8 protein-coding genes are annotated in these 12,981 nt (G+C 72.8%); 6 read left to right on the top strand and 2 right to left on the bottom strand.

Features of this window, described 5'->3' with window-relative positions; all coding sequences use genetic code 11:
* Positions 1-14 precede the first annotated feature (14 nt).
* Together ACIHCX_RS29010 and ACIHCX_RS29005 are read left to right on the top strand one after the other, a co-directional pair.
* A complete protein-coding gene (locus ACIHCX_RS29010) occupies positions 15-1,442 on the top strand; it encodes an NAD(P)/FAD-dependent oxidoreductase (protein WP_400034582.1) in 1,428 nt (475 codons plus the stop codon).
* Positions 1,443-1,611: 169 nt separating this feature from the next.
* A complete protein-coding gene (locus ACIHCX_RS29005) occupies positions 1,612-3,474 on the top strand; it encodes a chitinase (RefSeq protein ID WP_400034580.1) in 1,863 nt (620 codons plus the stop codon).
* On the opposite strand, the gene ACIHCX_RS29000 is transcribed toward ACIHCX_RS29005, so the two are convergent.
* The gene (locus tag ACIHCX_RS29000) at positions 3,404-4,063 is read right to left on the bottom strand and encodes a phosphatase PAP2 family protein (protein WP_400034578.1); all 660 of its coding nucleotides are present in this window, start codon (positions 4,061-4,063) and stop codon (positions 3,404-3,406) included. The two genes, ACIHCX_RS29005 and ACIHCX_RS29000, sit on opposite strands and share 71 nt — an antisense overlap.
* A gap of 421 nt (positions 4,064-4,484) precedes the next feature.
* Complete coding sequence (gene gabT / locus ACIHCX_RS28995; protein WP_400034576.1) at positions 4,485-5,819, bottom strand: 4-aminobutyrate--2-oxoglutarate transaminase; 1,335 nt, start codon at positions 5,817-5,819, stop codon at positions 4,485-4,487.
* Between the two features lie 303 nt (positions 5,820-6,122).
* Here gabT and ACIHCX_RS28990 point away from each other — a divergent pair, with 303 nt between their 5' ends.
* The 4 genes from ACIHCX_RS28990 (at position 6,123) to ACIHCX_RS28975 (ending at position 12,887) form a co-directional block, all read left to right on the top strand.
* Entirely contained in the window at positions 6,123-8,537 is a 2,415-nt protein-coding gene (locus ACIHCX_RS28990; protein ID WP_400034574.1) for an ATP/GTP-binding protein, read from the top strand.
* Between the two features lie 253 nt (positions 8,538-8,790).
* Positions 8,791-10,458 (top strand): PucR family transcriptional regulator, encoded by a 1,668-nt coding sequence (locus ACIHCX_RS28985; RefSeq protein WP_400034572.1) that lies wholly within the window; start codon positions 8,791-8,793, stop codon positions 10,456-10,458.
* Positions 10,459-10,628: 170 nt separating this feature from the next.
* The gene (locus tag ACIHCX_RS28980; protein WP_400034570.1) at positions 10,629-12,074 is read left to right on the top strand and encodes an aldehyde dehydrogenase family protein; all 1,446 of its coding nucleotides are present in this window, start codon (positions 10,629-10,631) and stop codon (positions 12,072-12,074) included.
* Positions 12,075-12,407: 333 nt separating this feature from the next.
* Positions 12,408-12,887, top strand: a complete 480-nt coding sequence (locus ACIHCX_RS28975; RefSeq protein ID WP_400034568.1) for a hypothetical protein — start codon at positions 12,408-12,410, stop codon at positions 12,885-12,887.
* Positions 12,888-12,981 lie beyond the last annotated feature (94 nt).

The raw sequence follows: 12,981 nt of genomic DNA, 5'->3' as shown, positions 1-12,981 counted from the left end.
AGGGAGTTGAAATCATGGCCCCTGGCGCCATGAGCCGTGAGCACGACTGGACCACATCCCTCTCCGAGGCCCAGCCGGTCCCGTACTGGCTGGACGACCCCGGCAGGCCCCGCCCGGAGCCGGCGCTGACCGGAGCCGAGACCTGCGACCTGCTGGTGGTCGGAGGTGGTTACAGCGGACTGTGGACCGCGCTGATCGCCAAGGAGCGCGACCCCGCCACGGACGTGGTGCTGGTGGAGGGCCGCGAGGTGGGCTGGGCCGCCTCCGGCCGCAACGGCGGCTTCTGCGCCGCCTCCCTCACGCACGGCCTGGCCAACGGGCTCGCCCGCTGGCCGGAGGAGATCCACAAGCTGGAGGAGCTGGGCGCCCGCAACCTCGACGCCATCGAGGAGACGGTCGCCCGCCACTCCATCGACTGCGAGTTCGAGCGCACCGGCGAACTCGACGTCGCCACGGAGCCGTACCAGGCCAGGGAACTGAAGGACTGGTACGCGGAGATGCAGGAGCACGGCCTGGCCGAGGGCTTCGAGTTCCTCGACCGGGACGCGGTGCGCGAGCAGGTCGCCTCACCGACCTTCGAGGCCGGTCTGTGGGACCGCCGGGGCGTCGCCATGATCCACCCCGCCAAGCTCGCCTGGGGCCTGAAGCAGGCGTGCGTGCGCCTCGGCGTACGCGTCTACGAGCGCACCCCCGCCCTGACCCTGAGGCCGTACGGCGCCGGAATGTCGGTACGCACGCCCTACGGCCGGATCAGGGCCGGCCGGGTCGCGCTCGGCACCAACGTCTTCCCCAACCTGGTCAAGCGGGTGCGCTCGTACACCGTCCCGGTCTACGACTACGCCCTGATGACCGAGCCGCTCAGCGCCGAGCAGATGGCGTCGATCGGCTGGAAGAACCGCCAGGGCCTCGGGGACGAGGCGAACCAGTTCCACTACTTCCGGCTGTCCGCGGACAACCGGATCCTGTGGGGCGGCTACGACGCGATCTACCCGTACGGCGGCCGGGTGCGCGCCGAGTACGACGACAGGCCGGAGACCTACGCCAAGCTGGCCGGCCACTTCTTCACCTGCTTCCCGCAGTTGGAGGGCGTCCGCTTCACCCACGCCTGGGGCGGGGCGATCGACACCTGCTCCCGCTTCTCGGCGTTCTTCGGCACCGCCCACCAGGGGAAGGTCGCCTACGCGGCCGGTTACACGGGCCTGGGCGTGGGTGCGACCCGCTTCGGCGCCGAGGTGATGCTCGACCTGCTGGCCGGGCAGCGCACGGAGCGCACCGAGCTGGAGATGGTCCGCAGGAAGCCGATGCCCTTCCCGCCCGAGCCGTTCGCCTGGACCGGCATCGCGCTGACCAAGTGGTCCCTGGCACGCGCCGACGAGCAGGGCGGCCGGCGCAACCTGTGGCTGCGGACGATGGACCGCCTGGGCCTGGGCTTCGACAGCTGAGGTCCGACCCCGACGAGACCTCCCTCTCCCGTACGACGCACCCTCCGCGTCCACGGGAGAGGGAGGTCTTCTCATGCCGCCGGCGCCACAGGTCTTGACAACCGAATTGGTCTGGACCAGGTTGGGGCGCGCTCCACCCTCCCCAAACCCCCCACGCCCGGAGGTAGTTGTGGACCGCGCCAGACACAGACCAGCCGGACCGGCCAAGCGCCGACTGCTCGCCGCGCTGACAGCCACCCTCCTCGCCCTGCCCGGCGTCACCGCGCTCGCGACGACCGCCCGCGCCGACGACGCGGACGTCCTGCGCAACGGCGGCTTCGAGGCGGGCCTCGACGGCTGGACCTGCCCGGGATCCGGCACCACGGTGAAGTCGCCCGTCCGCAGCGGCAGCTCGGCGTTGCAGGCGACCCCGTCCGACAGCGACAACGCCCAGTGCGCGCAGACGGTGCCGGTCCAGCCGAACTCCCAGTACACCCTGACCGGTTACGTCCGCGGCTCGTACGTCTACCTGGGCGCGAGCGGCACCGGCACCACCGACGTCTCCACCTGGACCCAGTCCGCCCCCGACTGGCAGCAGCTCACCACCACCTTCCGCACCGGCGCGCAGACCACCGAGGTCACGGTCTACACGCACGGCTGGTACGGCACGGGCGCCTACTACGCCGACGACCTCACGCTCGTCGGCCCGGGCGGGAGCGCAGGCCAGCGGCCGCCCGCCGCACCGGCCGGCCTGACGACCGGCACCGTCACCTCGACCAGCGTCGCCCTGTCCTGGTCCCCGGTGGCCGACGCCACCGGCTACACGGTCTACCGCGACGGCACGAAAGCCCAGACGGTGACCGGCACGTCCGCGACGATCGCCGGCCTGTCGCCCTCGACCGCGTACGGCTTCCAGGTCGCGGCGGTGAACGCCGCGGGTGAGTCGGCGAGGTCGGCGACAGTGACGGCGAAGACAGCCGCGGACCCGGGCGGCCCGGACGACCCGGGCGGGCCCGGCGACGGCACGGACCTGTCCGCACACGCCCTGGTCGGCTACCTGCACGCCAGCTTCGCCAACGGCTCCGGTTACACGCGCATGGCCGACGTCCCCGACAGCTGGGACGTCATCGACCTGGCCTTCGGCGAGCCGACGTCGGTCACCTCGGGCGACATCCGCTTCGACCGCTGCCCGGTCACCGAGTGCCCGAACATCGAGAGCGACGCCGAGTTCAAGGCGGCGATCAAGGCCAAGCAGGCCGCCGGCAAGAAGGTCCTGATCTCCATCGGCGGCCAGAACGGCCAGGTGCAGCTGACCACGACGGCGGCCAGGGACACGTTCGTCTCGTCCGTTTCGCGCATCATCGACGCATACGGCCTCGACGGCCTCGACATCGACTTCGAGGGCCACTCCCTGTCCCTGGACGCGAACGACACGGACTTCAGGAACCCGACCACACCCGTGGTCGTCCACCTGATCTCGGCGCTGAAGACCCTGAAGGCGAAGTACGGCGCCGGGTTCGTCCTGACCATGGCCCCGGAGACCTTCTTCGTGCAGATGGGCTACCAGTACTACGGCACGGGCCAGTGGGGCGGCCAGGACCCGCGCTGCGGCGCGTACCTCCCGGTGATCCACGCCCTGCGCGACGACCTCACCCTGCTCCACGTCCAGGACTACAACTCGGGCCCGATCATGGGCCTGGACAACCAGTACCACTCCATGGGCGGCGCGGACTTCCACATCGCCATGACCGACATGCTCCTGACCGGCTTCCCGGTGGCCGGCAACGCGGCGAACGTCTTCCCGCCGCTGCGCCCCGACCAGGTCGCGATCGGCATGCCGGCGTCCACCAACGCGGGCAACGGCTACGTGGCCCCGGCGGAGGTCACCAAGACCCTGGACTGCCTGACCAGGGCGACGAACTGCGGCTCGTACACCACCCACGGCACCTGGCCGGCGCTGCGCGGTCTGATGACGTGGTCGGTCAACTGGGACCGGTTCGGGGACTGGCAGTTCCAGAACACCTTCGACGCCTACTTCGGCCGAGGCCGCTGACCAGCCGCCACAGCGCGGACAGCAGCACGGACGCCAGGCACCAACTGGCCACGACATCCAGTGGCCAGTGGTAGCCCCGCCGCACCAGCCCGAAGGAGGCACCCAGGACGAGCGCGACGCACACCGCGACGACGGTCCGGCGGGCGGCGGGCGTGCGCAGCCAGGGCAGGAGGACGAGGGCCGCGGCACCGTAGGCGACGGCGGCGGTGGCCGCGTGCCCCGACGGGAAGTAGCCGGTACCGGGCGGCATGACCGCCGTACCGGGCCGGGCCGTCCAGGCCTTCAACGGCACGACCAGCGCCGGGACCAGAGCCATCGTCACGGCCGCCGCGAGGGGCGCGCGCCACCACTGGTCCGCGCCGGTGGCGCGGCCCCGCCAGGCCGTGTGGACCAGGACGGCCAGGAGCACGGGTACCGCGATCTGCACCTGGCCCAGATCGGCCAGCAGTTGGGAGAGGCGGTCCGGGTGCAGCAGGGCGTGCTCGACCTCCCGGTCCACCCCCAGCAGCGGGCCGCCCGCCACCACCTGCCAGGTGATCAGCGCGAGCAGGACGGCCGGGACGGCCAGGAGGAACACCACGAACACCACGGTGCACAGCTTCGCAGGTGGGCAGGGCCGTCCTGCCGGCCGGGCCCGAAGACACCGAAGGGCCGGCGCAAGGGGGGGAAGTGCGCCGGCCCGACGGGGACGGCCGTCCCAACTCTTTGCGACCGTCCGGACCGGAATGCCGCGCGCCCCGGGGGGTCTGGGGCGGGCGACCGTCCGATCATTGAGGAGAACCGGAACCCGAGGGCTCCGGGTGTGTGCGCGAGGCACGACCAGGTCGAAGCTGGGGAGGCCACGGCCTGGATCCGCCCGCAGTCCCCTGCGGGCGGGTGTATCTCTCATCCGGGAAGAACCTACGGCAGCCGGTGGGCGCAGGACAGCCGGAACGGCGTCCTGCCATCCACCTCGCACACCTTCTTCACACGCTCTGCCGCCGGCTGCGTCAGGCGTGCGAATGCGCTGCTCAGATGCGCGCGAACGCCTGCTCGATGATGTCGAGACCCTCGCCCAGGAGGTCCTCGCCGATGACCAGCGGGGGCAGGAAGCGCAGCACGTTGCCGTAGGTGCCGCAGCTCAGGACCAGCAGGCCCTCGGCGTGGCAGGCCTTGGTGAGCGCGGCCGTCGCCTCCGGGTTCGGCTCCTTGGTGTCACGGTCCTTGACCAGCTCGATGGCGATCATCGCGCCGCGGCCGCGGACGTCGCCGATGATGTCGAACTTGTCCTGCATCGCGGTGAGGCGGGCCTTCATGATCTCCTCGATCCGCTTCGCCTTGGCGTTGAGGTCGAGTTCCTTCATGGTCTCGATGGCACCGAGCGCACCGGCGCAGGCCACCGGGTTGCCGCCGTAGGTGCCGCCGAGGCCGCCCGCGTGCGCGGCGTCCATGATCTCGGCGCGGCCGGTGACGGCGGCCAGCGGCAGACCGCCGGCGATGCCCTTGGCGGTGGTGATCAGGTCCGGGACGATGCCCTCGTCCTCGCAGGCGAACCACTGACCGGTACGGCAGAAGCCGGCCTGGATCTCGTCGGCGACGAACACGATGCCGTTGTCGGCGGCGAACTGGCGGATCGCGGGCAGGAAGCCCTTGGCCGGCTCGATGAAGCCGCCCTCGCCGAGCACCGGCTCGATGATGATCGCGGCCACATTGTCCGCGCCGACCTGCTTGGTGATCTGGTCGATGGCCTGCTCGGCGGCCTCGGGGCCGGCGTTCTCCGGGCCGGTCGGCCAGCGGTAGCCGTAGGCCACCGGCACCCGGTAGACCTCGGGCGCGAAGGGGCCGAAACCGTGCTTGTACGGCATGTTCTTCGCCGTCAGCGCCATGGTGAGGTTGGTGCGGCCGTGGTAGCCGTGGTCGAAGACGACGACGGCCTGGCGCTTGGTGTACGCGCGGGCGATCTTGACGGCGTTCTCGACGGCCTCGGCGCCCGAGTTGAACAGCGCGGACTTCTTGGCGTGGTCACCCGGCGTGAGCTCGGCCAGCGCCTCGGCGACGGCCACGTAGCCCTCGTACGGCGTGACCATGAAACACGTGTGGGTGAAGTCGGCGAGCTGCGCGGAGGCACGGCGTACGACGGCCTCGGCGGAGGCGCCGACCGAGGTCACCGCGATGCCGGAGCCGAAGTCGATGAGGCGGTTGCCGTCGACGTCCTCGATGATGCCGCCGCCGGCACGCGTGACGAAGACCGGCAGCGTGGAGCCCACGCCCTGCGCGACCACAGCGGTCCGGCGGGCCTGCAGCTCCTGCGACTTCGGGCCGGGGATGGCGGTGACGACGCGGCGCTCCTGCTCAAGTGCGGTCATGGGGGCTCCCTGATGAGATCTTGCGTACGGCGGCGTTTTTCGGACGCTTTTCCTTCTTTTCTCGCAGGCTAGGGCGACGGGGCGGACGTGGGCATGCTCCATGTGGGCGTTGTCGGCGCCCGCGGTTGTCCGCCGTGGACATAGCAGTGGACACAGCGACGGACAGGGGCGGACGCGGACCGGAGGACGCGGGCGCAGGGGCCGTGACCTGCGGCGTACCGTGCAATCGGTGAACTCCCCTTGCCCGGGCGTTAGATTGACTCGCTGATGGTGGACGGAGCGGCTGGTCAGGGGGCAAGGGCGATGGACGACAGGACGCAGGACGCCCGGGGTACGCACGCGAACCCCGTGCCACGCCCGACGGTGCCACGGGACGCCCCCGCGACGCCACCCCGGCCCACACGTCCGCCGGGCGCGCCGCAGGCGTACGAACATTCGCTTCCGCCGCAGCACAGCCCCCGGGCCGCCGTCGCCGACTGGCTCGACACCCCGCGCCCGGCCGCCGCGCCCGGCGTCTGGCGCTTCGGGCACCGCCCGTCCAAGGCCGCCAGGACGCCGGACCGGCTGCCGTCGATCACGATCGTCGGGCTGCTGATCCCGCTGGTCGTGGCCCTGCTGGTGTGGTCCCTGTGGCGGCAGGGGGCGCTGCCGTACCAGTGGGCGCCGCTGAAGCTGTTCACCCCCGGCGACTGGTGGTGGGGCGGCACGACCTCCCCCAAGGGGACGCAGGGCCGTGAGGCCATGGTGGTCTACGACGGCGTGTTCTTCGCCGTGCTCGTCTACGCCGTCGGACGGCTCGGCAGCTGGCCCGACGTCGCTCGGCACTTCGTGGGCCGCCGCCCGCAGCCCGCGCGGGCCCTGTACGCCGCCGTCGGCGCCCTGATCGCGCTCAGCCTGGTCTTCCCCGACGCCTTCCCGGGCGTCGGCTGGAACCCCCTGCCGGTCGTCGACCCCGTGTTCTCCCTGGTCGTCCTCGTCTCGGGCGGCTACGGCCTGTTCTCCTCCCAGCTGTTCACCGACGCGCTGTACGCGCTCATCACCCTGCTGGTCGTCTGGCCGTTCGCCCGGCTCGGCGACTGGTGGGCGTACGCCCGGGAAATCGCCGCGCGCCGCCGGGCCGCCGCGGCCCCCGTCGCCCCGCCCGCGCCGGACCTGCCGCGCTCGCAGTGGCCCGGGCCCCGCCGGGCCGGGCAGTACCAGGCGGCCGACCTGCTGACCGGCGAGGTGGCCGCCGGCCGGATGAACGACGTGGACTGCGCCCGCGTCGAGCGGGCGTGGGAGGCGGCCGGGCGGGAGGCACAGCCGGCCGCCTTCACCGACACCGTGCTGCGCCAGGGCGCCACCGCCTGGACCCACCCCTCCGGGGCGCGCGACCTGCCCGGCCGCACCGCCCACCACGACCTGCTGGAAGGGCAGGTGCGCATCGGACAGTGGGCGCCGGGGGAGCGGACCCCGCGCGACTACGAGGGGGCGGGGGCCGCCCTCGGCCCCGACACGCTGGGCACCTCGCTGCTGCTGGTGGGGCCGCCCGGCTCCGGGAAGACCCGGCACGTCATCGGGCCGGTCACCGAGGCGCTCACGCTCCAGGCGCTGACCGGCGGGTGCGCGGTCGTCGCCGTCTGCGCCGCCGGGACCCCGCTCGGCCCGGACTCCGCGTACGACGTGGTGGTCCGGATCGGCGACCCCGCCTCCGTCCACGACCTCGACCCGTACGCCGGGTCCGACGACCCCGACGAGGCCGCCGAATTCCTCGCCGAGGCCCTGGTCGGCGACCTCGACACCGTCGGCGCGCGGAACGCCGCCACCGCGCTGGCCCAGTTGCTCGGCCCCTACCGGGCGGTGCACGGCCACTTCCCGCCGCTGCCGGCGCTGCGCGAGCTGCTGGAGGGCGATCCGGGCGCGCTGGCGTCCCTGCGGGCGGCGCTGTCGGCGGGCGAGCACACCGTGATGCGGCGCGAACTCGACGCCCGGATGCGGCAGGCCGGCACCGCGGCCGACGCCGGGGCCGCCCTCGCGGACAGGCTCGCGCTCCTGGACCGGCCGGCCTTCGCCGAGTTCTTCGGCGCGGCGGGACCCGACGGCCGGCCCTTCTCGCTGCGGGCGGTCGCCCACCATCCGCTGCGGGTCCGCGTCGACCTGCCCGAACGCGGGCACGAGGAGGCGTCCCGGCTGATCACCCGGCTGGTCCTGGCCCAGTTCCACACCGTCGCACGGGACACCCGGCGCCCCCACTTCGCCTGTCTGGTCCTCGACGACGCCACCGGGGCCGTCACCGCCGAGTCGGTGCGCCGTGTCCAGGGGCTGCGCTCCCAGAACGCCGGTGTCGTCCTCGCGCTCCGGTCGGTCGCCGACGTGCCCGAGGCGCTGCACGGCCCGCTGCTTGCGGCCGTCGGCTGCCGTATGGCGCTCTCCGGCGTCACCACCTGGGACGGCAGCCGGTTCGCGCAGGCCTGGGGGACCGAGTGGGTGGAGACCAAGGAGGTGGCCAAGCACACCGTCTTCGCCCACCAGCCGATGACCCGTGCCATCCACGCCCTGCGCAAGCTGGTGACCGGACGGGCCGTGACCACGGACGCCGTGACGACCCGGCAGGTGGAGCGGGAGCGCTGGTCCGCCTCCCGGCTGGCCCAGGAGGTCCCGCCCGGTCACGGGGTGCTGTCGCTGACCAGCGTCCGGGGCGAGCACGCGCCGCCGCTGCTGGTGGACCTGCGGGGCTGAGGGGAGCGCTACGGCGAACGCGGCGGTTGTCCGCACGGGCGCAAAGCGTTCACCCGTGCGGACCGTAACGCGTTCACCGTACGGTGAGGCAGAATCGGCATAGGCCGTTCATACGTGACGTCCAAAAGATCACAACGATCATCCGATCTCCACAGAACCCCGCAGGAACCGCCACCGAAGAACCGTCACCCAAGAACCGCCCATCGCCGCTGAAGAACTTCCTCCGAAGTACCCTCCGAGACCAGAAGGCCTCATGCCCCCGACGCTCGCCTCGCTCGTCCAACACTCCGCGCTCAAGCTGACCGTGCGCGCGGGCGGGGACCGCCTGGACGTACCAGTCCGCTGGGCCCACGTCAGCGAGCTCGCCGACCCCGTGCCGTACATGGAGGGCGGGGAGCTGCTGCTGATCACCGCGCTCAAGCTGGACGCGGAGGAGCCCGAGGCCATGCGCCGCTATGTGAAGCGGCTGGCCAAGGCCGGGGTCGTCGGGCTCGGCTTCGCGGTCGGGGTGAACTACGACGAGATCCCCGCGGCGCTCGTCGACGCCGCCGAGGAGGAGAACCTGCCGCTGCTCGAGGTGCCCCGCCGCACCCCGTTCCTCGCCATCAGCAAGGCGGTCTCGGCGGCCATCGCGGCCGACCAGTACCGGGCGGTCACGGCAGGCTTCGCCGCCCAGCGGGAGCTGACCAAACAGGCCCTGAACGCCGGCCCGGAGGGACTGCTCGCCGCGCTCGCGGCCCAGGTGGACGGCTGGACGGCGCTCTACGACGCCTCCGGCGCCGTCGTCGCCGCGGCACCCGAGTGGGCCACCCGCCGCGCCGAACGGCTCACGGCCGACATCGAGCGGCTGCGCGACCGGTCCGCCCCCGCGTCGGCCGTGGTCGGCGGGCCCGAGACCGAGGACCGCGTCGAACTGCACTCCCTCGGCACCGGACGCCGCCCGCGCGCCGCGCTCGCCGTCGGCACGGCCGCCGCCCTCGGCACCGCCGAGCGGTACGCCGTCCACTCCGCCGTGGCCCTGCTGACGCTCATCACGGAACGCTCACGCTCACTGCACGCCGCCGAGCAGCGGATCGGCGCCGCCGTGCTGCGCATGCTGCTCGCCGGGCAGCCGGACCACGCCCGCGCGGTGGCCGGCGACCTGTACGGCGGCCTGCTCGACGCCCCCTTCCGCGTGATCGTCGCCGAGTCCGCCTCGGCGTCCGCCGCGCGGGCGCACGCCGGTGCCCACGCGCGCGTGCAGCCCGCCGCACCCTCCTCGGCCGCCGTACTGGTCGGCGCCGATCCCGGCGCCGACCCGCTCGCCGCGCTGGCCGAGGTCGTGGAGGCGGCCGCCGCCCGGTCGGGGGAGGCCGTGCTGGTGGTGCCCGACGGGGAGCGCCTGGTGGTGCTGGCCGCCGACGGCGGCGCGGCCGTGGCGGTGTGCGGCCGGTACGCGGCCGCGCTGGAGGCGGCGCGGGCCGAGACCGTGCGCGAGCAGCCGAGCGGGGAGGAGGACGAACTGGTCGTCGGCCTGTCCGGGCCGGCCGGGCCCATCGCGGCTGCCGCCGCGTACAAGCAGGCCGAACAGGCGCTGTCGGTGGCGCGGCGGCGCGGACGGGTGCTCGTCGAGCACGAACAGCTCGCCTCCGGATCGGTGCTGCCGCTGCTGGCGGACGACGCGGTGAGGGCGTTCGCGGACGGGCTGCTGCGCGCGCTGTACGAGCACGACGCGACGGGACGCGGCGACCTGGTGGCCTCGCTGCGGGCCTGGCTGTCCCGGCACGGCCAGTGGGACGCGGCCGCCGCCGACCTCGGTGTCCACCGGCACACCCTGCGGTACCGGATGCGCAGGGTCGAGGAGATCCTCGGCCGCTCCCTGGACGACCCGGACGTGCGGATGGAGCTGTGGCTGGCGCTGAAGGCCACCTCCACGGAGTGAAGGCCACCTCCACGGAGCAGGGAGCCGCCGGATACTGCATCTGATACGCCAATCCGGCGCACCCCCGCCGCGTACTGCTACGACTCGGACAAACGACCCCGGGCCGCCCCCGCCCTACCGTGGACGTCGACAGCAGACACCCCCAAACGCGGAAGGGCCGGGACTCGTACATGACTTCCACCCACGCCTTCTGGCTCGCCGGCCGCCAGGTCACCGGCGAGGACACCTTCGACGTCACCAACCCGTGGGACGGGCAGCTGGTCGGCAAGGCCGTGGTGCCGACCGACGCCCAGGTCGAGGAGGCCGTGGCCGCCGCGTACGCCGTGCGGGACGAGTTCGCCGCCACCCCGGCGCACGTACGGGCCGCCGCCCTCGACCACGTCAGCAAGCGGCTGGTGGAGCGCACCGAGGAGATCGCGCAGCTCATCTCCGCCGAGAACGGCAAGCCGATCAAGTGGGCGCGCGGCGAGGTCGGCCGTGCCGTGTCCGTGTTCCGGTTCGCCGCGGAGGAGGCCCGCCGGTTCAACGGCGGCGACGCCCAGCGCCTGGACACCGACGCCGGCGGCCAGGGCCGCCTCGCCCTCACCCGCCGCTTCCCCAAGGGCGTCGTGCTCGGCATCGCGCCGTTCAACTTCCCGCTGAACCTGTGCGCCCACAAGGTCGCCCCGGCCATCGCCGCCGGCGCGCCGATCATCCTCAAGCCCGCCCCGGCCACCCCGCTGTCCGGGCTGATCCTCGGCGAGCTGCTGGCCGAGACCGACCTGCCAGCCGGCTCCTGGTCGATCCTCCCGGTCGCCAACGAGAAGATGCCCGCCCTCGTCCAGGACGAGCGCCTCCCGGTCATCTCCTTCACCGGTTCCGAGAAGGTCGGCTACGCGATCATGGACTCGGTGCCGCGCAAGCACTGCACCCTGGAGCTCGGCGGCAACGGCGCGGCGATCGTCCTCGCCGACTACGCCAGTGACGAGGACCTGGACTGGGCCGCGAGCCGCATCGCGACCTTCTCCAACTACCAGGGCGGCCAGTCCTGCATCTCCGTGCAGCGCGTGATCGCCGACGCCTCGGTCTACGAGCGCCTGCTGCCGCGCATCGTCGCCGCCGTGGAGGCGCAGGTCACCGGTGACCCCTCCGACCCGAAGACCGACGTCGGCCCGCTGGTCAGTGAGGACGCCGCCCAGCGCGTGGAGTCCTGGGTGCAGGAGGCCGTCGAGGCCGGCGCCACCCTGCGCACCGGCGGCAAGCGCGACGGCGCCTCGTACGCCCCGACCGTCCTCACCGACGTGCCCTCCGAGGTGACGATCTCCTGCGAGGAGGTCTTCGGCCCCGTCCTGACCGTGCAGAAGGTGAACGGCGAGGCCGAGGCCTTCGCCGCCGTCAACGACTCCAAGTACGGCCTCCAGGCGGGCGTGTTCACCCACGACCTGCAGACCGCCTTCCGCGCCCACCGCACCCTGGAGGTCGGCGGCGTGGTCGTCGGCGACGTCCCCTCCTACCGCGCCGACCAGATGCCGTACGGCGGCGTCAAGCAGTCCGGCGTGGGCCGCGAGGGCGTCAAGTTCGCGATGGACGACTACACCTACGAGCGCGTCCTGGTCCTGACCGGCCTCGCCTTGTAGGCCCCCCTTCCGGACAGCCGACAACGGCCGGAGCCCGCTGTGCGGGGGCTCCGGCCGTTGCCGTACACCCCCATCCTGATCCGCACAGACCGCCAACATGGCCGACCCGAGCACAACAGGACCACATCAGTGCCCGTCGCCAGCCGCCGCCGGCGCCGCCGACCCCGCCGCCGACTTGCTGGCCGCCGAGTTGACCGTGATCCCGACGGGGTGCGACGCGGGGTCCACTCCGGGCACCGTGAGACGGACCTGGCGTCACACCGCGCGGCATCGTTGCGCCAGGCCGGCACTTGGCCGGGTCGGCGGGGCTGGTGAAGTGCTACGTTCCCGCGCATGAAGATCCGGAGGTGGGCCGGCCGTGGCGTATCCGTGCTGGTCGTGGGTGGGGTACTGGTTCTGGTGACGGGGTGCAGTGGGGTGGCCGGTAAGCCGGGCGTGACCAGGGAGGCGCAGCCGGCGGTGGTGACGGTCCCGAAGGCTAAGCCGGATGCGATGAGGGCGACGAAATCCGCTGCGCTTCAGTACACGAGCTTCACCGCGGAGGAGAGTTTCTCCGGGGGGTGTGCCAGTGAGCACCAGTGCAAGGCGGCTCTCATGGGGCTTCAGTCGGTTGCGTCTCCGGTGGCGGAGCAACTGCACGACGAAGCGGGGTGGGATCCGTACTACGCGGATCTCAGTGACCTGGCCGACAGGGTGTCCGAGGGTGTGCAGAAGGCGGATCCGGCGGACCCGGCCGCGATGGATGCCCTCCTGAAGGACGTCATGAAGCTGAGGGAGCGGCTGGACCACGAGATGGACATCGGGCACTTCTAGCCCCGGGCACGACACCCGGGCCGGCCGTCGGGCAGGGCGCCCGGGCGTTGTCGTCGCGTACGCCGTCGACCGGAACGGCTGAGGCGCAGTCGTA

Origin of the sequence: Streptomyces sp. NPDC052043, assembly GCF_044548235.1 — a bacterium.
Taxonomy (GTDB): Bacteria; Actinomycetota; Actinomycetes; order Streptomycetales; family Streptomycetaceae; genus Streptomyces.
This window is presented reverse-complemented; position numbering and strand designations above follow the sequence as displayed.